Below are 23,149 nucleotides of genomic sequence, written 5' to 3' on the forward strand. Positions count from 1 at the left end.
TGATAAACAAAGAGATTTTAACTATAAAAGGAATAAAGAGCACCATGACATTCCTATTCGTGATTTCTTTATTACAGGGGATTGCCATTATTATTCAGGCCATCTACCTTGCTGAAGGGATTACAAACTTATTTAATGGGGAAAAGCTGTCTGAACAGCTTATCCCCTTCCTTTTATTCGTATTAGCTTTTTTGGTACGCCACCTTTTGACTTTTATTCGTGATAAATGGATGGATCGCTTTGCCTCCGAATCAGGGACAGCGATGCGAAAAGAATTATTGAAGAAATTATTTGAATTGGGTCCTCGATTCACCCAATCCGAAGGGACAGGAAGCTTAGTAACAATGGCTTTAGAAGGTGTTTCCCAGGTTGAAACGTATTTAAAGCTTTTCTTGCCCAAGATGATGAGTATGTTCCTGATTCCTCTGTTAATTGTAGGGTTTATGCTGACGCTTGATTTGACTTCTGCGGGAATTGTAATCATTGTACTCCCTATTCTTTTATTCTTTATGGCTATGCTTGGGATTGCAGCAAAGCGTAAGGCTGATAAACAATATGAATCCTATCAAGTCCTTTCCAACCATTTTGTTGATTCCTTACGTGGCTTGGAAACTTTACGACTTCTGGGCTTAAGTAAAAAGTACGATCGAAATATCAAAAACGTAAGTGAACGTTACCGAAAAGCAACGATGGGGACACTGCGAATTGCATTCCTTTCAACATTCGCGCTCGATTTCTTCACCTCCCTTTCAGTCGCTATTGTCGCCTTATTCCTGGGTGTTCGGCTTATGGAAGGTGCAATTTTATTAGGACCGGCACTTACGGTATTAATCCTTGCTCCTGAATACTTTTTACCGATTCGGGACTTCGGAACAGATTACCACGCTACTTTAGACGGAAAAAACAGTATGTCTGCTATTCAACGGATTATTAATTGGCCGCTTGATCTAAAACAAAAACAAAATACAACATTCTCTACTTGGTCAAATCAGGATTCCTTAACCATTAGCAACTTGACAGTCCAACACATGGAATCCAATCAATCCGCTTTGAATGATCTATCATTTTCATGGAAGGGATACGGAAAAATCGGTATTATTGGCGCAAGCGGTGCCGGAAAATCTACCTTAATTGATGTACTGGGCGGATTTTTAAACCCTACATCCTGCACAGTTACTATTAACAATCATTCCTATTCCTCTTTTAAAGAAATGAGCTGGCAGGATCAATTGCTATATATTCCACAGCATCCTTATCTATTTAATGATACTGTGCGAAACAATATTACATTTTACACTCCAAACGCCAGTGAAGAGGAAATTCAGTTGGCTATTGATCGAGCAGGATTAAAAGAAGTTGTTGATTCCCTACCAAATGGATTGGATGAACAGATTGGAGAAAGCGGTCGTATGCTGAGTGGCGGTCAGGAACAACGAGTTGCTTTAGCACGGGCATTCCTTGATAAAAATAGAAAAATTCTCTTGTTTGATGAGCCAACTGCTCACCTTGATATAGAGACGGAATATGAATTAAAGCAAAATATCGTTCCTTTATTTGACGATCATCTTGTATTCTTTGCGACTCATCGACTTCATTGGATGACAGACATGGACCAAATTATTGTTTTAGATCAAGGGCGTATCGTTGAAATCGGAAGTCATGAGGAGCTATTAAAAAAAGAAGGCCATTATTATCAATTAATTAAAGAACACTTAGGGGGAAATGAGGTGCACCATGGCTAAGAAAAAAGACTCTATCTCCATTCTCAATAACTCGTGGGTTGGTCCTTATTTATCCCAAAATAAGTGGCTCTTAACTATCGTAATTGTACTTGGTGTTGGCACATTCTTTAGCGCAGGTGCTTTAATGTTTACATCTGGCTATTTAATATCCAAATCTGCCACTTTACCAGAAAACATCCTCCTTGTGTATGTACCGATTGTCTTGGTAAGGCTGTTTGGAGTATCAAGGCCAGCCTTTCGTTATGCTGAACGCTTAAGCAGCCATAGCCTTGTTTTAAAAATACTATCGAGTATGCGGGTCCGTTTATATAGAGCACTTGAACCAGATGCTTTAGATTTCAAATCCCGATATAAAACCGGCGATTTGCTTGGTGTGATGGCTGATGATATTGAGCATCTTCAAGATTTATATATTAAGACAATCTTTCCATCTATCATAAGCATCGGTTTATATATGTTAATTGTCTTGGCATTAGGATTCTTTTCTATTCCTTTTGCGCTTCTAATGTTTCTATTGTTATTCGTCCTGATTATTTTGTTTCCTCTCGTATCACTATTAGTGACGCGTGCAAGACATGCACAAATGAAAAATGCAAGAAACGGACTATATCAATCTCTGACAGATGCTGTTATGGGAATTGGCGATTGGATGATTAGTGGCAGACAGTCCGATTTTATCGAACGTTATGAAAAAGATGAAAAAAAGGTTGATGTACTTGAAGCAAAGATCAATCTATTTCAACGAAAACGTAATTTTCTCTTTCAAGCTGTCATATTGGTTATTATTGTGGCACTTGCCTGCTGGATTACCTTACAGGTAGAAGCCGGACAATTCTCTCCTATTTGGATTGCAGCTTTTATTCTAGTAGTGTTCCCATTAGTCGATGCTTTCGCCCCATTATCCGATGCTGTTAGCCAGGTCTCCAGTTATAAAAGTTCATTGGAGCGAATGAATGGCTTACAGGAAGAAAAAGAATTAATAGGATTAACAAACAATGAAAACACGAGCGAATTTGATGATTTGAAGGCACAAACTGCATTGCCTATCACCTTTAATCAGATTAGTTTTTCTTATTCTTCTATTGACGAGAAGGTATTGAATAATTTAAACTTTACCATTCAGCCTGGCGAAAAAATTGCGATGCTGGGTAAAAGCGGAGCGGGGAAAAGTACAATCGTAAAGCTTTTATTAGGTGCATATAAACCTAATCAAGGAAAAATCAGTATAGGAAATAAAGATATTTCTCTTTTAGATTCTCGAATTACAAGCTTCATTTCTGTACTCCATCAGAAACCACATTTATTTGATACAACCGTTATGAATAATATACGGCTGGGCAATCCAAATGCTTGCGATGAAGAGGTATATGAAGCTGCTAAATTAGTTAGGATGCATGATTATATTGAATCTCTTCCAAATGGGTATCAAACGCGTATGCATGAATTGGGAGGGCGTTTTTCAGGCGGAGAACGTCAGCGTATTGCGCTTGCGAGAATACTTTTACAAAAAAATCCGATTGTTATTCTAGATGAACCAACTGTCGGTCTTGATTCGCAAACCGAACTCAGCCTCCTTGAAACCATATTTAAGACGTTAAATGGTAAAACAATGATCTGGATTACCCATCACTTAATGGGTGTGGAAAAAATGGATAGAGTTCTGTTTCTTCAAGACGGGGAAATCAGTATGAACGGTTCTCATGAAGAACTTCTTCAAATGATGCCCCATTATACAAAACTATATAAATTGGATATGCCACAGCTAAATAATTAAAAACAAAAGCGCTTGAGACATATACCCGTCATCAAGCGCTTTGTTTTTATTCTGCTGGCAATTTCTCAGCTTGGTTCCAATTTACCAGGCCATCGTCTTCATCGAATTCGATCATGACATCAACAACGCCCTTTTCCGCTAAGATTTGCTTTTTAAGACGATCTTTAATATCGTCCATATCGGCAACCGTTAAAGACAGATCAATTTCGACACAGACTTCTACATGAAAATCCTCGCCCTCTTTAATTACGACTACCTTCTGAACATCCTTGATATCTTTATCAAGAAGAACCAGATCGCCAATATATTGCTCCATCAGTTCATCAGCTTCACCAAGGGCACCTGCTGCATTGTCGAAGAATACTTTACCAACTACAAATAACATCATCATGCCGATAAGAATGGAGGCAATTCCTTCAGCTGCGTGTAGGTTTGTTAAATGTGATATGACAATCGCGATGATCGCTAAAACCCCACCTGAAGTAGCAACTAGGTCTTCCAAAAACACTAGCCTAGTTGCAGGCTTCGCTTTACCAAAATAGGTGAAGCTTTTATATAAGAAAGACAAGCCTTTCGCTTCCACTCCGACTTCATGCATAATTTCCTTCATTGCTTTAACTAAAACAAAAACTTCGAGAATTACACTGATGGCTAAAACACCGATACTCACCCAAAAATAACTAGATTCACTAGGGTGTAAAATATGCATATATCCTTCTTTTATCGTTTCATAAGACATGATTCCTACTATTAATACCGCTCCCAAAAGAACCAAATTTACCAAGCGGCCAAATCCATTGGGAAAACGTTCGGTCGGTGCTTTTTTACTTAACGCTGACCCAATAAACACAAAGAATTGGTTAGCTGAATCTCCCAAACTATGAAGTGTCTCCGCGAATAATGCCACATTACCAGTAAACATATAAGCTGCACCTTTAATAATAGATATCACTAAGTTGACGATTGCTGCTGTAATTGCGCTTGTATTTCCTTTTTTTAGTAACTGAAATAATTCACCCATAGACCCTACTCCTTCAATTCAAAATAGATACATGCAGATAGAAAAACTAGATATGTAAAGATTAGGCTAGCCTCTGTAATGAAAACTAGTAAGCTATTCCATTAAGACGAGGATTTTAAAAAAATATAAAACATTTTGGATCACACTTCATTTAATTCCTATGTTTGAATTTTCTTCTTCACCTCCTAATCCCTTATCTGTTAATCTCAATTATCTCATCATTTTATTCCCCATCTCTAGTGTATTTACACTAATTTTGAAGAAACAATAATCCAAATGAATTTATTGGTGCTTTTTACTGGATTTATGATCAACACCGGCGTATAGTTACCTAGGTAACTATATTCGAGGTGGTGGTACAATTGTCTATTTCCGGGCACCAGTATTTTTTTCATCAATATTTGCAGACAGCTCGATTATTTACAAAACGATTGAATGATCAATTAGCCAAGCATGATTTATTCCACTCACAATGGGCTATTATTTATTATTTAAAGCACTATGGACCTTCCACCCTCGTGGATATTAGTAATTATTTGAATGTGGAAAAACCCACTATTACAAGAACCGTTACCAGACTGCAAGAGCGGGATATTATCGAGCAGATTCCAAGCGATAATAAACGGGAAAAAAGAATTCAATTAACAGAGGCAGGAAGAGAAATTTATATCACCTGCATACACCATGTCAGTGAATTTGAAGAAAAAGTAATGTCAAGTGTATCAGAGGATGAAATAAAAATTATGATGAAGATATTTGGCAAAATGCAGCATCAATTACAGCATGAATAAGGACGTGACTACAAATGGAGAAACCAAGACTTTGGACAAAAAACTTCCTATTAATCTCTTCAGCTAATTTATTTATCTTTTTAACATTTTACAGCTTAATGGTTACTTTAACACTTTATACAATTACTACTTTTCATACGAGCCAAAGTATAGCCGGACTCGCTTCAAGTATATTTGTTATCGGAGCTGTGCTAGTTAGGCCTATTGCTGGCAAAAGAATTGCCCTGGTCGGTGCAAAAAAAATGCTTACGATCAGTCTAGCCTTATTTTTAGCAGCAACTATTCTCTATTTTATGGCGTCGAGCCTTGCACTCTTACTAATCGTTCGATTAATCCACGGTATTTCATTTGGTTTCGCATCAACCGCTACAGGAACACTTGTGGCTGAAATATTACCTTTATCCAGAAGAGGGGAAGGTATGGGATATTTCGCGATGAGTACAAACCTGGCAATGGCTATTGGACCATTTCTAGGCTTAATGATCAGCAATTCCTTTTCTTATACAATTGTCTTTTCGGTTGCCGTTGTCTTTGCTTCGTTAAGTTTCATCTTCACGCTCTTCTTGAATGTTCCAAAGATGCAATTTACAGCTGAGCAAGTCAAGTCGATGAAAGGTCATAAAATAAGTGACTACTTTGAGCTGGCCGCACTGCCTATTGCTATTACAGCTGGGGTCATTGGATTTACATATTCCAGTATATTATCTTATTTAACTTCCTATTCTCAGGAGCTTAATTTAGTATCGACAGCAGGCTTCTTCTTTGTCATGTATTCTATTTGTCTAATACTGACGCGTCCATTTACGGGAAAATGGTTTGATATATACGGTGAAAATACAGTAATCTACCCCTCTCTAATTTTATACACAATCGGGTTGATCGTTTTAAGTCAGACAAGCCACAGTATTACATTGCTTTTAGCAGGCGCTATAATCGGTGTAGGGCTTGGCACTTTTCAATCCAGTGCACAAACTGTAGCAATCAAAATGACGTCTCCCCACCGGATTGGGCTCGCCACCTCCACATTCTTTGTCATGTATGACATTGGGATCGGGATCGGACCATTTGTTCAAGGATTTTATATTCCGGTTTCCGGTTATAGTGGGCTTTATTTAACAATGGCTGTTATCTCGTTTATAGCTATAGGCCTTTATTATGTAGCTCATGGTAAAAAAGCTACTCAAGCTTCAAGAGTTACTCAATATTAATTGAAAAAGTATCGATTCAGCTTATTCATAGCTTGCTTGAATCGATTTTTTCTATAAATGATGTTATTAACCATTCATCTGTATTCAATCAAGTCTTTTACATGCTTATTTCAATAAAAAAAGCTCAAAACAGCCATTTATTAGCCAAACAGATAAGAAATAATCTTATTCTATAGCTTTCTTTGAATATAATTGAGCGATTTTCCATAATAATTGAGCGAAAACAGCACTTAATTGAGGCGATTTCCCCTTTCCATATTTTTTAGTTATATAGCATACATCTCCCTAACTATTAAAATAGGATAAGCGCCTAAACGTATTGTATTTCTTTATCTCCATAACAAAAGCTGTCCAATCAGTTACTCGGTTGAATGATTGGACAGCTTTAAAATTCACTTTATGTTTCTGCAAGATTCCCGTTCAATAAATTGTGTTGCAACCGTCACTCTCTTTGGAAATGTGTTTGGATCCTTTATCTTTTCAATTAAACTTTTTGTTGCTTCAATACCAAGGCGAGATATATGTATTTCTATTGATGTCAGTGGCGGTCTCGAATGCTGAGAAAGAATTTGGTTATTAAAGCCGATAATGGAAAGGTCTCTTGGTACATGGATATTGAGTTTTTCCAAATAACTTAATATTTCATATCCGGTCAAATCATCTTGGGCAATGATAGCTGTTGGCATGGGATTGTAGTTAATTAGATTCTTTAGTGATTCAAAACCTTTATCATTAAATTGATGTTCGTCAATCAGATAATCCCTGCAAAATGGTAGTCCACTCTCTTCCAGCGCCTCCCTGTATCCTTTTAAACGATCAATCGTAACAGCAAAGTTTTCATTTCCTCCAATAAATGCAATATTCTTGTGTCCCATCTCTATCAAATACTTTGTAACATCTTTAGCAACTGTCACATTATCATTATCCACATAGGTAATACTTTTTTCATGCATCAAGGGTCTTCCAATTACGATGAATGGGAAATTAACTTGCTTTAAAAACTCAATCACTTCATCATTTTTACGTGAATACAAGAGTATTAACCCGTCGACCCTTTTTCCTTGAACCATGGAAACAACTTCTTCATAGATACCTTCTTGAGTAAAACTGGTTGATAAATACAAACCATATTTTTGTTCATTCGCACTTCGGCTAATGCCACGTAGAACGACTGAGAAGAAAGGATTTTTAAATGCTTGATAGGCAGTGTCAGGCATAATTACTCCTATAGCCTGTGTACTTTTCCCAGCTAAGCTTTGAGCCTGAAAATTAGGGGTATACCCCATCAGATTCATGATTTCCCGGACTCTCCGTTTTGTTTGAAGACTGATATGCGGGCTATCTTTCAGGACTCTTGACACAGTTGACGGTGCTACATTCGCTTCTCGAGCAACATCTTTAATTGTTACATCCATCAGAGCCACCCCTCAATTCGTAAATCCTATTTCACTGCACCTTCAGCTACCCCTTTAATAATTTGTTTTTGTGCAAAGAAATATCCAATGATGACAGGAATAATGGCTAAAGTTAACCCGGCTAGAGCAAGATGCCATTGTTTTGTATATTCCCCAAAGAAGAAGAACATTTTCAATGGAAGAGTCTGCATTCCTTCCTGGTTGATGACAAGGGACGGCAATAGATAGTCATTCCAAATCCAGATCGTATTTAAAATACCGACTGTAATAGAAATTGGTTTTAGCATTGGGAAGATAATATGCCAGAAGATTTGCCATTTGTTAGCTCCATCTATAGTAGCCGCTTCATCAAGCGATTGGGATATACTTTTTAATGTTCCATGATACAAGAAAATCGACAAGCTGCAACCAAAGCCAATATACATAAAGATTAAGCCAGCACGATTCAGCATTTCAAATTTCCCAAATACCGTAATTAATGGAATCATGACGGATTGGAAAGGAATCAGCATAGCTGCCACGAAAATAAAGAATAAAAACGTACTCATCTTACTTTTATTCCGTGAGAGAGCATATGCAGCCATTGAAGAAAAGATAATAATCAGACCTACACTTACAACTGTAATTAACACGGAATTAAATAGTGTTTTCAAGAAATCCAGTTGTTCGTACGCCTCCACATAGTTGTCAAAATTAAATGCTTCCGGAAGGCTTAAGACATTCGTAAACATTTCTTTTTTTGTTTTAAGCGAATTAACAATCATGATATAGAAAGGGGAGAGCCAAATTAAGGCTAATACAATCCCAGTTATTTCTAAGGGCCAGTTATGCTTTCTGCGCATTACAATTCAACCTCCCTTTTCTTGTTGATATATACTTGTGTCAAGCTGATAGATGCGACAATCAAGAAAAAGATAACTGCTTTTGCAGAGGCATAAGCCATATCGCTTTCCTTAAATGCAGTCTGGAATATTTCCATGGCGACCATTTGTGTGGAGTTATAAGGTCCCCCAGCTGTTAAGCTTAAGTTTTGATCATATAATTTAAACGTATTGGACAGCGTCAAGAACATACTAACGGTAAATGCCGGTGCTACGAGCGGGAATATGATTGCGCGTAGTTTTTGGAAATAGCTCGCCCCGTCAATCTCGGCAGCTTCAGTTAATTCTTCTGGAACACCCTCAAGATACGAAATATAGATAATCATGATATAACCGGCCATTTGCCAGCTCATCAGGATGACTAATCCCCAGAATCCAGTATTTGTAGTCGACAACCAGCCTTGTAAACCTTCATAGCCAAGGGCCACACCAACTGCGTCAAATGCTTTCGTGAAAATAAACTGCCAAATGAACCCTAAAATCAGTCCACCAATCAAGTTTGGCATAAAGAAGATTGTACGTAAGATATTATTTGATTTAATTTTTGAGGTTACAATTAAGGCTAAAACTAAACCGATCACATTGATTAAAATAATCGATACGATAGAAAACTTAACTGTGAACCACAAAGCGTCCATGAATTCTTTTTCTTGGAATATACCAATATAGTTTTGAAAACCAACAAAAGCGGTTGTTTGAATTCCATTCCAGTCCGTAAATGAGTAAAATACACCAAGTGCCAGTGGCACGAGTACGACAAGAAATAGCGATACTAGAACCGGTGTAAGGAATAACCAGTAGGAAAAACTGCGAGTACGCATTATTACCCCTCCAAAATTGTGACAAAATTTATGACCTCATCCATTATCTATGTAGCAAAACAAAGTAGCCCAACACTACTTTGTTTTGCAGTTCTATCACATATACGTAAAGGATATTAGCGTGATTCAGACCAAGATTTTTGAGATTCTTTGACTAGCTCATCCCAAGACATTTCATCACTTAAATATTTTTGTATGTTTACACCCAATTTATCTTCGCCCCAACCAGTTGGATAGCCCATAAATACCCATCCAATTGTTTTTCCTTCAGTCGCATAATCATATACTTCTCTAGATATTGGGTCTGCGATTTTACTAGAATCATATCCTTTGTAAGCAGGAATGAAGCTGAAATCTTCAAGAACTGTCTTTTTACCTTCTTCAGATGTATATAACCAATCCAAGAAGTCTTTAGATGCTTCAATAACTTTCTCATCATTGTTGCTGTTTACTCCCCAGTACATTGGAATACCAACTGGTAGAGAATCTTCTTTATAACTTTCTACAGGAATTGGTAGAATACCAACTTTTTCTTGAGCAAATTCTTCATCAATTCCGGCGATGGAACCATATACCCAGTTACCTTGTTGAATCATAGCTACCTTTCCAAGTGAGAAGTTTTCTTCTACTTGCTGTGAGTAATCAAGGCTAACAGTTGGCTGAATAGAATATTTATTGGATAAATCAATGTATGTTTTATATTGATCTCCATATTTAAAATCAACCTTGTCAGATTTGTAAGCATTCATAATATTTTCTTCAAATTCTGGAGAGATAAAGACGTTGGAAGCATGCAACCCGGTAATCCATTTTTCTTTTCCTGGTAAAGCAAATACTGCTTTAATACCAAGATCGTCTTTTTTGGTATCGATTGTTTTAACCGCCTCTTCAAGCGCTTTCATTGTTCTGATTTCTTCTGCTTTAATACCAGCTTTTTCAAAGACTTCTTTGTTATAAAGCAAGCCGTATCCTTCCTGGTTATATGGAAGACCAAGGATTTTATCATCTGTAGTTACACCATCTAGAGTTCCATCTAGTGCTTCTTTGGATGCTTTTGTATCGGATAAATCAGCTAGTTTATCTTTCCAATCTGCAACATCCTGCGGTCCGCCAACATTATAGATAGCAGGTTCCTTGCCTGAAGCAAATTTAGATTTTAAAGAAGCACCATAATCTTCCCCGCCACCAACTGTAGTAATATTAATTTCTACACCTGGATTTTCTTTTTCATATTGTTCGGCTACATCTTCAAATTGATCCTTGAATTCCACTTTAAACTGAAATACATCAATTGTTACCTTATCTTTGCTATCGGAGGAAGAGCTCTCAGATGAGCATCCCGTTAAGACAGCTGCTGCCAATAGTGAAGCTGATAAAGCACCCGCATACCATTTTTTTTGTTTCATTCTTTTACCTCGCTTCTCTCTTTATGTTTGGTTCAAGTAAACGTTTTCTATAAATATGTAAAAGACCAGTGACCTTATTCTTAAAAACTATTAATTTTCCACTTTACGAAAACGTTTGCACAAACCTTTCTTTTCCAATTTAACATATGAATGTAATATCTCAAACCTTTTTTTACTCATTTACCTATTTAATCATATAAATTATCCTGAAAAGTCAAATAATATTCACTTTTTGCGCAAACGATTTCATCTATGACTTGTCAATATTGTGAGACCAAAAAATGATTAAACTCTTTGCAACCAAAGAACGAGTGAATCAAATGGTTTTAAGTACATTTTAGATTAACGGTTAAATATATGTGTAAAAAAAGCCACCTCCATAAGGAAGTGGCCGACGCATTATTCCACTGAAGTACCAGACTCAGGTATAAAATCTTTATTAACTAAAGGTTTTCCATCTTTATCAACCATAACAGTTAATCCAGAAATAAGGCCGTTATAATGAAACATATATAGGACTCCTGTCTCATTATCACGAATTATTTTAGTAACCTCCATTTTCCTTGAGTATAAACATCCTCAAAACGTTTATTTATCACTATAACGCACTCCTTTTTTCGGTTTGTTGAAGCAGCTATCTCTATCTATAACTACTACAAAATGGTAATTGAGTCTTTTGTATTGAGCAACATACGAAAACAGCCATTGAAAAAGAACATCTTTGAAAAGCACGTTCTTTTATTACTATTTATACTAATCTTACAATCGATATGTTAGCCCCTGTCCCCTGTTTCCACAGAGACCGTACCTACTAATTGGAGAGAAATAGTCGAACCTTTCAGTTAAAGGGAGGCTTACCTCATTGGCACGTTGAAAAGATACTACTACTGACAAGGTAGATGGAACCTAGCCCAAAATGATATCTTCCAATTTCAGTTGCAGCATAATTTATGATATTACAGTTGTCCTAAGTGTTTGATTAACGCTATCATCCATCATAATAGAGTCTTCTGAATGTTATGGACAGCTTTTACTACAGTTTCTCTCCCCTTGCATTCAATATATGTGATAAACCCATAACTTCCATCGCTATGGAAGGCAGTAACATTTTAATGGCATCTTCCCGGTCAATTATTATACAAGGGTAATGTTTGGGTTGTTAGGTAAGGACATACTAGTCCCCTCTCTGTTTATAAATAAATTTCCCTTACGTTACTCTCTTTGGGATAAATGTGCAGGTATACGTTAGCCTCTTTTTGGCAAATAAAAAAATAGACCATCCAGTCAATAATAAAGATTGAGCGGAATGGACTACTTTTTAAACACCTTTTTCTCAATTGCATAACCATATTCGGCTCTCGGCTTTATTTCAATAACTTTACACTCTTTAGTGATACTCAACATTTTTGGCGATTGTCTATATTTTTCAGCACGATATTTGGCTTTGTCCATAATATAATCAGTCAATCCAATACTCACCTCTCCATAATTTCACAATCAGTTTCATAAAAATGACCACAGGCTGCTTTTTTTTCAATCCAGATGGCATATTCTATGTTTTCCAGACGATCAGATAAGGCATGATGAAGTATATACATGCATTGCTGGTCAATAGCATCAAACTCATGAGTATAACTCCAAAGAACCGTTACAAGGACGGTGTCAAAATGCTGATACGTATAAATCATGGAGTTTTTTGATGGTCCATATACAGTCGTTTGTTTATTCTTTATACAAGGCTTATCTTTATCTGCTGATATATAAGCCTGGTGTTTCCATTCTTCCGGTAAAGCCTGCCACTCATATACCCCCCAATTGATTCCTATCCTAACCTGCTCCCAGTATTCCTCCGCCATTATTTCCAGATAGAAAGCCAGTGCCTCTTTATAATCTGCCCAACCGGCTTGTTCATTATAGAAACGGTAGAGACTCATTTTATTGTTTTCGGCATAGATATTAGAAATGATTTTTAACCGTGCATATTGAAAAATTTCGACAGGGACTTGTTCCTCCAAAGGATCTTCATCCTCCAGCTCTATCTCAAACTGAAATAATCTGAAGCTCTTTAAACTCCTCGTTGCTAAAGGCACAAATAGAAATAGTAGTATCCAAATAATCAGCAACAACAGCCCTCTTCCAATAATCCGATTTGCATCTGATGTTACTATATTGGTCATCAATGCTACGAACCAACCTTTATCAAGGTTAGACAATTCTGTTACCATGAGCAGTTGTATCGGATTCATCAAGACTTCCTGATATGCCATCACTAAACTTGCCAATGTCCAGCCGGCAATACTAACTAACCCCAATTGATAAAAATAAAGCATTCCTTTCTTGGCTATCGAGCGAAATAACTCTACGCATCCTTTCATTCGAAACCATTTTTTCATTATCATCAATTCCTTTATAAGGATTTTGCTAATGGCAACTACCTAAAGGGGGATAGTAATGAATAATTAAATAGTGTAATTGTTTCGTTGTATCTGATATATCAGTCGGCTTTCAGACTCAGTTGGCTGGATTTCCGTCCAGTTCGGCTGGATTCTGTTCCATTTTGGCTGGATTCTGCTATTTATATACTCGCTTTGGCTAATTTCAGCTCCACGTCAGCAGATTTTCCTCTGCTTAAGATGAATTCCCCACAAGTTTTGTTGTTTTACATCATTTTTTTATACTTCATCTGGAAACACCTCCTAGTTTTGCAGATTCCATTGAATTCCAGATCAGATTAATCCACTCTCTCAATTAATCCTATTATCAATCAGCCTCCCAAAAATCGGGAGGCTGATTCGTAAGTTTCAATTATTATTGTACTCTTGCAAAACCGAAACCGGATGCGTAATCATCACCTGTAGCGGCTCCATATCCACCTTTAATATCAACTAACTTCGCACGTCTTTGTAATTCCGCGCGTAGCTGTGTATGAGAGTATCCTGTATTGGAAGCCCATATTTTTGCTGCCAATCCGGATACATGCGGTGTTGCCATTGAGGTTCCACTGATTGTATTATATCCACCCGTATGCCAGGTTGATTCAACTGCAGAACCTGGAGCAGAGATTTCAACATCCTTTAAGCCAATTACATAATCACCATCTGTGGATGGGTTACCTCTGGAAGAATAGTTAGCCACACGGTATGTTCCATTTTGCTGAACATTCTCAAGAGCTGCCACAGCCACTACATTCGCCAAAGCACCCGGATATCCGATTGTATTGGCAGAATAGCCGCTATTACCAGCTGCCGCAATAATTAGAACACCTTTTCCATAAGCATATGTTACAGCACTGCTAATGAGAGAGTTATTAGAGCTGGAACCAAGTGACATTGAAATAATTACTTTTGAACCTGTAGAGGATGCTTGGTCTGCCGCATGTCTAATTGCTGCTGCTATATCATCTGAATAACCAGATCCATCGTCACCCAAAACTTTATAGGCCCATACTTTGGATTGAGGGGCAACCCCATATACGCCAGTACCATTGCCAGCCACTGTTCCGGCTACATGGGTACCATGACCATTCCCATCAGCACAGGAGCCATTCACAACCGTGCTGCTTGTTTGAGTGAAATCCTTACATTGTTCAATATTGGATGAAAGACTCGCATGCGTTTTTAACACGCCTGTGTCTAAAACTGCTACTTTAATTCCACTGCCGCCTGATGTAGAAGTAAGAGAGCTATTATTATAGATTGCTTTAATTCCCCATGGCACTCGGGTTGTAGGTGCAGAAGTAGCTTTTTCTATAGCAGTTGCAGCAATTTTAAATTCAGGTACTTTTTCTACTTCGATATTTTTATTTTCCAATAGTTTCTGATATTCTTTTTCAGAAACATCTGTCGTAAATCCTTGGTTGCTGAAGTCTCGGTGTGTCCCCATATTTTTCTTTACTTTTGTTTTTTCTGACTGAGATCCCTGAATCAGAACACGATAGGTTTTCTCTGAGCTGACATCCTTTGCCTTTGCAGTCGACCTATCCTCAGCATTTGTTCCTGAGCCAAAAGATAAAGCCATTGATACACTTAGGACAACTCCAGCAAATATCTTCCTTTTTTTCATCTTTCAGTCTCCTCTCGTTTTTTGAATTTTCTGTGAACTTTTCTTGTTGTATCGTTATTATAGTGGCTATTTTTTTCTTTGAACACGGAACAAATTAACTATTAATTCAGAATTATTATTTTCTATTTTGTCAAATAAAAAAACTTTCCCAAGTTATCAGATTAGTTTTTGTGACAAATTACTATATTTTTTGCGCTTTTTCTTACCTATCGACATTTTTCTATCCTATTTGCGACCTATTTGGCGATTAATACAAACGGGTGTTTGTACCTAGTAGAATTATATTTTCCCAATAAAATTTATGTAAATTTTCAGATAATTTAATAATCCACTAAATTAATTATGCAAAAATGAAAACAAAAAAGAACTGATTGATTGGACAATCAGTCCTTTTGACCCTCTCTAAAATGACACCATTTATACGATTGGCGGCAAAATGGGAGCTTTTCTTTTCATCTATTCTCCTCCTTAACTAGTAGTCTGTATAAATATATTGCAAGGCTTTCTGAAACTTTCCTGATTTCTTATAATAATCTGCCAAAATTTTACTAACACTGCGAATATCATTATAATGAGATTCCCCATTATATAGATAAGGAAGGGTATACTCTTCTAAATAGCTAATCGCTCTTTCTTCTTCCCCCTGAATCATATATAAATAATAATTGGGCAGCATTTGATATATTTTAGACCCGGTTTCTTGAGCTTTCTTCTTTAAGTGATGTAAATACTCTTTCGCCTGTTCCCATTCTCCCAAATAATAAGAGGTTTCTGCCAAAGCATAAAGGCTCACCATAGAAGATTGGGCATTCTCCGCTTCACAATTTACAGCTTTATAATAATAGTCTCTTGCTTCACTCAGCTCTCCTTTTTTCTGCTTTAAATAGCCAATATTATGATAGGCAATCGATAAAGTTGCCGATTCATTTAGGATCTCAGCATTTCTTTTCAAATGTTTATAGCACTCTGCTGCCACCTCATAAATGCCTGTATCGGTATAACTAATGCCGAGAATCACAAGCGTGTGCATAATTCGCTTTATATTATATTGGGCAGTAAAGGCATTTAGTGCCTCGTTAGCATAGAAGATAGCATGCCCATGCTGTTCCATATGACATTTAGCAAGTGCCAAATGATAATAAACATCCGCAGAAACACTCATCCCATCCCTGCTTGCAGAAACTAATTCCTCTAAAACTTCATTGGCCTGTCTGTACTTATTTTGGATGAGCAGACAAATAGCATGATAATAATGAAGCAAATATAGCTCCTGATAATTTAAATTCTTCTTATGTTTATCAAGCCATTTATAGTGTTGAATGGCTTTTTTAGTATCCTTAATAAATAATAAATATCTCATTTTATACAATTCATATAAAAATAAATGTGGTGTATAGGCAATGAAATCTACCAAACTATCTAACTTCCGATCAATCTCTTTTGCCTCTTCAATCTGAAAATAATTGATGCATTCAATCCATTCATCCAGCAATCTTTTCACCGTATTATTTTGTTCATAAACATTCGTTAAGTCTGCTCCTAAACGTTGTAATAATAAATGGATAGTTTGGTCATTTGCTTCCTTCTCATTATGTTCAATCTTACTTAGATGAGGTACAGAACATATGCCTTCGACCAGCTCACTTTGAGTTAATCCCTGCTTAGTCCGATAATATTTAATCAACGAACCTACTTTCATGCACCCACCCTCTTCCATTTGTTTCCAATATTATATATTTAAAAGTCAAGTTCTAACATACATCCTGAAACCTATTTTTATAATTTTCGTTCCCCTCATTTCATCATTTACCGACATTCAGTCTGATATTATAGCGGATTTTAGTCAGTAAAAATAAAAACCTGGCTATATGCCAGGTTCATTAAATATTTCTTAGCCACATTCATTCTTTTTCAGCATGGTTCGCCGTTTGCGTAATCTTATCCCTTTAATTCTAACTTGTTCTAAATCATTCGGAAGGATATTACGATACTCACGAAATAATTGTCTCCATTTCAAGGTATAAGCACTCCCTTCCTAAAATTTATTTTGAAAGCAAAAAATCCACCTTGTCTATTGGCAAGGTGGATTGCTGATTATCTCCAGTTTTTCACTTCAGCTTCTGTTTTTCTCACGTGTTCCATTATTTCCTGAATACGAACCCGTTTATTTTCCCAGCATTTTGGACTTAGATCAACCGGATATTTTTCCGGATTAAGGAACCGTTTATATTCATCCCAAAGCAAGTCCAGGTTATCCTTTGCAAATTGTTGAATAACCGTCAAGTCTGGTGTTTTATACACTAATTGCCCATCCACAAAGATGTTTTCATGCAGTGGTACTGCATCAAAATTTGTTACTTCCTTGCTAATGAAGGTATGTACAGGATGGAACATAGTCAATATTTTCTCAGAAGCAGGATTTTCATATTCAAGTGTAATATAATCCCCTTCCGATTTATTTGTTTCCTTATTAATAATCCGATACACATTCTTCATGCCAGGAGTAGTTACTTTTTCAGGATTTGCACTGATTTTGATCGTATCAACCATATCGCCGTTTTCATCTTCAATGCTGACCATTTTATATACAGCTCCTAAAGCTGGCTGGTCATAGGCCGTGATCAGTTTGGTTCCGACACCCCACATATCAATTTTGGCTCCCTGTGCTTTCAGATTCAGGATTGTTGCTTCATCTAAATCATTGGAAGCCGTAATTAATGTATCTGTGAAGCCTGCTTCATCAAGCATTTTTCGTGCTTTCTTAGACAAGTAAGCTAAATCCCCGCTATCCAAACGAATGGCTTTAAAATTAATTTTATCGCCCATTTCCTTTGCTACTCGTATGGCAGTTGGCACACCTGATTTTAATGTATCAAAGGTGTCAACAAGGAATGTGCAATCATAATGTGATTCTGCATATTTGCGGAAGGCTGTGTATTCATCCCGATAAGCCTGAACAAGCGCATGTGCATGAGTTCCTACTACCGGAATGCCGAATTTCTTGCCAGCTCTGACATTGCTGCTTGCCTGAAATCCTCCGATATAAGCGGCTCTTGTTCCCCAGATAGCCGCTTCCGTTTCCTGTGCTCTCCTTGTACCAAATTCAAACAGGGATTCACCGCCAGTTACTACACTCAGACGTGATGCTTTTGTTGCAATAAGAGTTTGGTAATTAATAATATTCAATATTGCTGTTTCAACCAGCTGAGCTTCTGCAAGCGGAGCCTCAATTCGCATTAAAGGCTCATTTTCGAAAACGAGCTCGCCTTCTTTCATGCTTCTGATGGTACCTGTAAAACGCAGTTCTTTTAAATATTCAAGGAATACTTCGTCATACTTAAGCTCTTCCCTTAAATATTGAATATCACTCTCTGTAAATTTTAAGTCTTTAATATATGTAATCACCCGTTCAAGTCCGGCAAATATGGCATAACCGTTCTTAAATGGGTTGCGCCTGAAATACACATCAAATACCGCTTTTTTATTATGAATCCCATCTTTAAAATAGGTTTCCATCATATTAATTTGGTATAGGTCTGTATGCAAAGCAAAGCTGTCGTCCGGATAATGTGTCATCAAACTTCCTCCTTCAATTACAAAACACTGGCTCCCAGCGTATTTTCAAAATGGGATAAGGCCCACTCATGACCTGCTTCATTAAAGCTCGCCACTCCATTTTTATGTATTACTATTTTAAACCCTTTATTATAGGCATCCACTGCTGTATGCAAAATACAGATATCTGTACAAACTCCTACTAAATGTAATTCCGTGATTCCGCGTTCACGCAATTTAATTTCCAAATCAGTACCAGCAAAGGCAGAGTATCGTGTTTTATCAATCCATAGCAGGTTCTCTTGTCCAATATTAGTATTATACACATTTTGAAGATTTCCAAATAATAAACGACCTTCGGTACCACGTATATTATGCGGTGGGAATAATTTACTTTCAGGGTGAAATGGATCATTCTCATCGTGTACATCAATAGCAAATACAACAAAATCTTTGTCCTCAATGAATCTTTTTGTTAAAGAAACAATGTACTCTTCAATTTCCTTTCCAGGTTTACCGCATGTTAATTTGCCAGCATCTGCTACAAAATCATTTGTATAATCTATATTGATTAAAGCTTTCATCTCTCCACTCCCCTATCCATTTTCCATCAAATCCGCTTATCGTACGTATAGAATATCAAATTGTATTACAAAATGCCTACTTTGATTTTAAAGAAAGTCAACCACCAATAAAATAAACAGCGCTTTTTGATACGAACACAGTGGTTATTAAAATCGTATCAATCCTTTAAATCTTTAAAGTCGACCCTAAATCCATATCGCCATACAAGAATAGCTGTGATCAGCAAGACTCCCCCATATCCATATAAACCATACTCAACCTTGCTTATAAGAAAGTGAAAACCTGCAAATACGCCAAGAATGAAAAGCAGGAAAACGGTCTTAATCCCCTCATTCTCCTGTGTTGCAGAAGTTGGTTTAGAAAATGGCAATATAATTGTATATGTCCTGAACGACAGGACTGCCATTATAAATAACGTAAAGAGACCAATCAATAGATCCCAAAAGATAGCACTTCCATATATAAGAATAAATAGAAAGCTATATGCCAAATAGATGGGAAGAACATACTTGGCCATAACCGCATTCAATGTACCTATAAAGATAGACTTAGCACTCTGTAATGGAGAGGCCCTGTATATCCATGCTCCTTTATATGAATCGGTATATCGGAGTGCAATAGCAATAGTTGGAATCATAAGCGCACTGAAATAAATTGTATAATAACCGCTGCCATTTTGAATACCTTTCCATCCATTTTCCCCGAATTGATTGAGTAGTGTAATAAACGGAAAAATAATAACCATTCCAATAGATGGATATACCTTCAGTTTAAACGCCTGTTCGTTTTTCATGAGGTTTTTTGCGAAATGATAAAAGACTCGTTCTTCTTTATTTCGTAATAGGAACATTGAAAAATGACTGCGTTTCTTTTTCGATAAGGCTCCTGTATGATTAGTTAACTTTTGTAAATACTGCTCAAAGTTTTGAACATTTTTAATATAAATAATGACAGAAACAAGCGGTACAATTACAGCCAAGCTGATTAAGAGAATATATTGCCATGCAAAATTCCCATTTAGTATTACCTCAAAGGGAGCGGCATACCAAATAGGCGCAAGAATATAGCTCCACCAAGTTGGTGTAAATTCTACTTGCCTATCTACAAGGTCAAATATCCTTACCGTTAGTTGATAGCCAACAATCATTAAAATAGACAAGGAGATTTGTACATAACTGATAAAATCCTTTAATTTCTCTCCATCAAAATACTTTAAAATAACCAAGTAGATTAAAGCAGTAAGCAAGACTATCCATATATCAATCAATATAATGACCAGCAAAAATAACAGACTAAAGCCAATTCCTTGAGTAACAATAGCAGCAATGAACGCAGGCGCAATAAAAATAAGGGTTATTGTGCCAAGGTAAATAATAATATGTATCAGCTTTGCCACCGAGACCGTTCTCCCATCAACCGGTCTAGACAATAAAATAGACTGATCCCGTATATCAAGCATCACATGGGAAAAATCAGATATTAAAGATGTAATGATAAAAAACATAAATACCGCAAACAACATACTCATTTGGAAAAAATAATTTTCACCCATAATAATAAAAGGAATCAGTATTAGACCCATAAGCGCATAAACCCATAAGGATTTTAAAAATTGATTTGAATCCTTACCTGTATTTCCAGACCCATCATTCATCAAAGTTGGAACTCTTCTGGCATCCATTGTAAGCTTAACCTGAAGAATTCTTCTCATAACCGGATAATCAATTCCCATCCACTGAAAGAGCTTTTGTCCTCTATCCAACACACGCAAACTCATAAATTTTTTCATCTATTAATCCTCTTTAACAACAGATACAATATCTTCGGCAATTGAACGATGCTGTGTAAAACCAGTTAATTGGTTAAAAATTTCTTCAAGAGTTCCTTCCTTGCCAACATCCTGTAATTCTGCAAAGCTTCCATCTGCAACAATCCTGCCTTCATGCAGTAAAATAATTCGATTGCTAATTTTCTCGACGACATCCATGATATGTGAGGAATAAAAAATAGTTTTTCCCTCGCTTGCCAGCAGTCCAAGCAATTCTTTAATGACCATAACGCTATTCGCGTCGAGACCGCTTAAAGGTTCATCTAAAAATAAAATATCCGGATTATGAAGAAGGCTTGAAATTAATAGAACCTTTTGCTTCATCCCTTTTGAATAACTATTTATTCGTGAATCATACATTTCTTCAATATTTAATAGCCTCATTAGTTTAAAAGCCTTTTGGTCAGCCTGCTCATAAGATAAGCCATAAAGCTCACCTATAAAAGTCAAATATTCACGTGCAGTCAATACATCATATAAATCTGCCAATTCAGGCACATAGCCAATTCTATTTTTATAGGTAATCCTATCCTCAGAAAGCTCTTTATCAAAGACCTTCACTGAGCCTGTATAGTCTGTAAGGAGTCCAAGCAATATTTTAACTGTGGTAGTTTTCCCCGCCCCATTGGGACCTATATAGCCAATAATTTGTCCCTTGTTTACATCAAGATTAATTCCTCGAAGTACTTCTTTCGATCCATAATGCATTTGAAGATTGCTAATAGAAATCACCAGTTCAGCCATTTTCATTCTCCCCAAAGACCCATTTTGGTATAGTATATCAAAACGGGTCGTTAATTTGCATAATTTTCTAATTTATCCTTTTTAGGTATTACTTCTGGAATCCTTCATGATGCACCTAAATGCCTGTAAAGTTCAAATTTCTAATAACCTAAGCCGATAATGATTCAAAAGCTTGAATAAGATCATCAATCAAATCATTCGCATGCTCTATCCCAACAGAATAGCGCAGCAAACAATTACAGACTCCATTTTGTGTACGCACTTCCTCAGGGATATCCGCATGTGTTTGTGTAGCAGGGTACGTCATTAAACTTTCTACTCCACCCAGACTTTCAGCAAAAGATATGATGCGAAGGCTTTTTAAAAATGGATTGATCCATTCCTCTGATTTCAGCCGGAACGATATCATCCCCCCTTTACCAGGATAAAGGACATCTGTCACTTCTTCTCTTTCTCTTAAAAATCGGCTGATTATCTTAGCATTTTCCTCATGCTGCCTCATCCTTAGGCTCAATGTTTTCATTCCCCTCATCACAAGCCAGGAGTCAAATGGCGGCAGTACAGCGCCTGTTGCATTTTGATATTCTTCTAGGCGCGCACCAACCTCTTTACTCTTTGAGACAATTAATCCAGCCAATACATCATTATGTCCTGCTAAATATTTGGTGGCACTGTGGACAACAATATCTGCTCCCTGCTCAATCGGTCTTTGCAAAATGGGTGTATAAAACGTATTATCCACAAGGAGCAGTAGATTGTTAGATTGGGTCAGTTGAGCAATTTCTTTAATATCCATTTCCTGCATAAGCGGATTTGTCGGTGTTTCTATAAAGAAGGCCTTCGTATTTTCCGTAATGGATTCAGCGAAATCTTCATATGTATGGCAATAGTTAAATTTGATGCCATACGTCTTCCATATTTGCTCAAATAACCGATATGTCCCTCCATACAGATCGGCAGAGACGGCTATTTCATCACCTGGAGAAAATAAACATAGCAATGAGTGAATGGCAGCCATACCTGAACTAAAGGCAAATCCCTGTTTACCACCCTCTAGCTCGGCAATTGCTTCCTCTAATAATTTTCTGGTTGGGTTTCCTGTTCTTATGTAATCAAACCCTGTTGATTCCCCTATTCCGTTATGGCGATAGGCTGTGGAAAAATAAACTGGCGGATTAACAGTACCTGTTTGTGTTTCACTTCGATTGCCTATTTGAGCTAAGAGTGTTTCGATTTTAACTGTTGTCATATGTATGACCCCTCTCTCTTTATTAATCCCCGAAATACAGTTACTCTGATTTACCTTCATCCGGCTC

General features: G+C 36.9%; 21 protein-coding genes. 4 read left to right on the plus strand and 17 right to left on the minus strand.

What is annotated here, in order from left to right; genetic code table 11:
• Nucleotides 1-2: 2 nt before the first annotated feature.
• Both cydD and cydC read left to right on the plus strand, forming a co-directional pair.
• Nucleotides 3-1,742, plus strand: a complete 1,740-nt coding sequence (cydD, locus tag AC4G3O_RS04215; RefSeq protein WP_218975791.1) for a thiol reductant ABC exporter subunit CydD — start codon at nt 3-5, stop codon at nt 1,740-1,742.
• On the plus strand, nt 1,735-3,516 hold the full coding sequence (gene cydC / locus AC4G3O_RS04220) for a thiol reductant ABC exporter subunit CydC (RefSeq protein ID WP_491135881.1): 1,782 nt from the start codon (nt 1,735-1,737) through the stop codon (nt 3,514-3,516). The genes cydD and cydC overlap by 8 nt, the downstream gene beginning before the upstream one ends.
• A gap of 46 nt (nt 3,517-3,562) precedes the next feature.
• Here cydC and AC4G3O_RS04225 read toward each other — a convergent pair whose 3' ends face one another.
• The gene (locus AC4G3O_RS04225) at nt 3,563-4,537 is read right to left on the minus strand and encodes a cation diffusion facilitator family transporter (protein ID WP_066104742.1); all 975 of its coding nucleotides are present in this window, start codon (nt 4,535-4,537) and stop codon (nt 3,563-3,565) included.
• Between the two features lie 362 nt (nt 4,538-4,899).
• Between AC4G3O_RS04225 and AC4G3O_RS04230 the strand changes: the two genes are divergently transcribed.
• Both AC4G3O_RS04230 and AC4G3O_RS04235 read left to right on the plus strand, forming a co-directional pair.
• Nucleotides 4,900-5,328 carry a MarR family winged helix-turn-helix transcriptional regulator gene (locus tag AC4G3O_RS04230; RefSeq protein WP_175354269.1) on the plus strand — a complete coding sequence of 143 codons (429 nt, stop codon included), beginning with the start codon at nt 4,900-4,902 and terminating at the stop codon, nt 5,326-5,328.
• Nucleotides 5,329-5,342: 14 nt separating this feature from the next.
• Nucleotides 5,343-6,536, plus strand: a complete 1,194-nt coding sequence (locus tag AC4G3O_RS04235; protein WP_066104746.1) for an MFS transporter — start codon at nt 5,343-5,345, stop codon at nt 6,534-6,536.
• Nucleotides 6,537-6,928: 392 nt separating this feature from the next.
• Here AC4G3O_RS04235 and AC4G3O_RS04240 read toward each other — a convergent pair whose 3' ends face one another.
• The 16 genes from AC4G3O_RS04240 to AC4G3O_RS04315 form a co-directional block, all read right to left on the minus strand.
• Nucleotides 6,929-7,951, minus strand: a complete 1,023-nt coding sequence (locus AC4G3O_RS04240) for a LacI family DNA-binding transcriptional regulator (protein WP_140462052.1) — start codon at nt 7,949-7,951, stop codon at nt 6,929-6,931.
• Between the two features lie 26 nt (nt 7,952-7,977).
• Complete coding sequence (locus AC4G3O_RS04245; protein ID WP_139892441.1) at nt 7,978-8,793, minus strand: carbohydrate ABC transporter permease; 816 nt, start codon at nt 8,791-8,793, stop codon at nt 7,978-7,980.
• On the minus strand, nt 8,793-9,653 hold the full coding sequence (locus AC4G3O_RS04250) for a carbohydrate ABC transporter permease (protein ID WP_139892442.1): 861 nt from the start codon (nt 9,651-9,653) through the stop codon (nt 8,793-8,795). The genes AC4G3O_RS04245 and AC4G3O_RS04250 overlap by 1 nt, the downstream gene beginning before the upstream one ends.
• Nucleotides 9,654-9,769: 116 nt before the next feature.
• A complete protein-coding gene (locus AC4G3O_RS04255; RefSeq protein ID WP_066104760.1) occupies nt 9,770-11,059 on the minus strand; it encodes an ABC transporter substrate-binding protein in 1,290 nt (429 codons plus the stop codon).
• 399 nt (nt 11,060-11,458) lie between these two features.
• The gene (locus AC4G3O_RS04260; protein WP_257469147.1) at nt 11,459-11,569 is read right to left on the minus strand and encodes a DUF6440 family protein; all 111 of its coding nucleotides are present in this window, start codon (nt 11,567-11,569) and stop codon (nt 11,459-11,461) included.
• Nucleotides 11,570-12,092: 523 nt separating this feature from the next.
• Entirely contained in the window at nt 12,093-12,167 is a 75-nt protein-coding gene (locus AC4G3O_RS04265) for an alpha-helical endospore appendage domain-containing protein (protein ID WP_483861449.1), read from the minus strand.
• A 203-nt stretch (nt 12,168-12,370) separates the two neighbouring features.
• A complete protein-coding gene (locus tag AC4G3O_RS04270) occupies nt 12,371-12,526 on the minus strand; it encodes a hypothetical protein (RefSeq protein WP_175354270.1) in 156 nt (51 codons plus the stop codon).
• Between the two features lie 8 nt (nt 12,527-12,534).
• Nucleotides 12,535-13,452, minus strand: a complete 918-nt coding sequence (locus AC4G3O_RS04275) for a hypothetical protein (RefSeq protein ID WP_066104763.1) — start codon at nt 13,450-13,452, stop codon at nt 12,535-12,537.
• A gap of 415 nt (nt 13,453-13,867) precedes the next feature.
• Nucleotides 13,868-15,121, minus strand: a complete 1,254-nt coding sequence (locus tag AC4G3O_RS04280) for a S8 family peptidase (RefSeq protein WP_139892445.1) — start codon at nt 15,119-15,121, stop codon at nt 13,868-13,870.
• Between the two features lie 472 nt (nt 15,122-15,593).
• A complete protein-coding gene (locus AC4G3O_RS04285; RefSeq protein WP_066104769.1) occupies nt 15,594-16,820 on the minus strand; it encodes a helix-turn-helix domain-containing protein in 1,227 nt (408 codons plus the stop codon).
• Nucleotides 16,821-17,012: 192 nt separating this feature from the next.
• Complete coding sequence (locus tag AC4G3O_RS04290; RefSeq protein ID WP_257469149.1) at nt 17,013-17,138, minus strand: hypothetical protein; 126 nt, start codon at nt 17,136-17,138, stop codon at nt 17,013-17,015.
• A gap of 77 nt (nt 17,139-17,215) precedes the next feature.
• Nucleotides 17,216-18,697, minus strand: coding sequence for a nicotinate phosphoribosyltransferase (locus tag AC4G3O_RS04295; protein ID WP_066104773.1), 1,482 nt, complete (start codon nt 18,695-18,697; stop codon nt 17,216-17,218).
• A gap of 17 nt (nt 18,698-18,714) precedes the next feature.
• The gene (locus AC4G3O_RS04300; RefSeq protein WP_140462051.1) at nt 18,715-19,260 is read right to left on the minus strand and encodes a cysteine hydrolase family protein; all 546 of its coding nucleotides are present in this window, start codon (nt 19,258-19,260) and stop codon (nt 18,715-18,717) included.
• Nucleotides 19,261-19,418: 158 nt separating this feature from the next.
• On the minus strand, nt 19,419-21,050 hold the full coding sequence (locus AC4G3O_RS04305) for an ABC-2 family transporter permease (protein ID WP_491135882.1): 1,632 nt from the start codon (nt 21,048-21,050) through the stop codon (nt 19,419-19,421).
• A 3-nt stretch (nt 21,051-21,053) separates the two neighbouring features.
• Nucleotides 21,054-21,839 carry an ABC transporter ATP-binding protein gene (locus AC4G3O_RS04310; protein ID WP_066104780.1) on the minus strand — a complete coding sequence of 262 codons (786 nt, stop codon included), beginning with the start codon at nt 21,837-21,839 and terminating at the stop codon, nt 21,054-21,056.
• Between the two features lie 142 nt (nt 21,840-21,981).
• Entirely contained in the window at nt 21,982-23,082 is a 1,101-nt protein-coding gene (locus tag AC4G3O_RS04315; RefSeq protein ID WP_491135883.1) for a methionine biosynthesis PLP-dependent protein, read from the minus strand.
• Between the last annotated feature and the right edge of the window lie 67 nt (nt 23,083-23,149).

This window comes from Bacillus sp. z14 (2026), from assembly GCF_058313575.1.

Excerpts from the sequence above, each read along its gene's own strand:
- cydC (WP_491135881.1), top strand. The coding sequence starts at position 1,735 with ATGGCTAAGAAAAAAGACTCTATCTCCATTCTCAATAACTCGTGGGTT.
- AC4G3O_RS04225 (WP_066104742.1), bottom strand. The coding sequence starts at position 4,537 with ATGGGTGAATTATTTCAGTTACTAAAAAAAGGAAATACAAGCGCAATT.
- AC4G3O_RS04235 (WP_066104746.1), top strand. The coding sequence starts at position 5,343 with ATGGAGAAACCAAGACTTTGGACAAAAAACTTCCTATTAATCTCTTCA.
- AC4G3O_RS04240 (WP_140462052.1), bottom strand. The coding sequence starts at position 7,951 with ATGGATGTAACAATTAAAGATGTTGCTCGAGAAGCGAATGTAGCACCG.
- AC4G3O_RS04245 (WP_139892441.1), bottom strand. The coding sequence starts at position 8,793 with ATGCGCAGAAAGCATAACTGGCCCTTAGAAATAACTGGGATTGTATTA.
- AC4G3O_RS04250 (WP_139892442.1), bottom strand. The coding sequence starts at position 9,653 with ATGCGTACTCGCAGTTTTTCCTACTGGTTATTCCTTACACCGGTTCTA.
- AC4G3O_RS04255 (WP_066104760.1), bottom strand. The coding sequence starts at position 11,059 with ATGAAACAAAAAAAATGGTATGCGGGTGCTTTATCAGCTTCACTATTG.
- AC4G3O_RS04260 (WP_257469147.1), bottom strand. The coding sequence starts at position 11,569 with ATGTTTCATTATAACGGCCTTATTTCTGGATTAACTGTTATGGTTGAT.
- AC4G3O_RS04275 (WP_066104763.1), bottom strand. The coding sequence starts at position 13,452 with ATGAAAAAATGGTTTCGAATGAAAGGATGCGTAGAGTTATTTCGCTCG.
- AC4G3O_RS04280 (WP_139892445.1), bottom strand. The coding sequence starts at position 15,121 with ATGAAAAAAAGGAAGATATTTGCTGGAGTTGTCCTAAGTGTATCAATG.
- AC4G3O_RS04285 (WP_066104769.1), bottom strand. The coding sequence starts at position 16,820 with ATGAAAGTAGGTTCGTTGATTAAATATTATCGGACTAAGCAGGGATTA.
- AC4G3O_RS04295 (WP_066104773.1), bottom strand. The coding sequence starts at position 18,697 with ATGACACATTATCCGGACGACAGCTTTGCTTTGCATACAGACCTATAC.
- AC4G3O_RS04300 (WP_140462051.1), bottom strand. The coding sequence starts at position 19,260 with ATGAAAGCTTTAATCAATATAGATTATACAAATGATTTTGTAGCAGAT.
- AC4G3O_RS04305 (WP_491135882.1), bottom strand. The coding sequence starts at position 21,050 with ATGAAAAAATTTATGAGTTTGCGTGTGTTGGATAGAGGACAAAAGCTC.
- AC4G3O_RS04310 (WP_066104780.1), bottom strand. The coding sequence starts at position 21,839 with ATGAAAATGGCTGAACTGGTGATTTCTATTAGCAATCTTCAAATGCAT.
- AC4G3O_RS04315 (WP_491135883.1), bottom strand. The coding sequence starts at position 23,082 with ATGACAACAGTTAAAATCGAAACACTCTTAGCTCAAATAGGCAATCGA.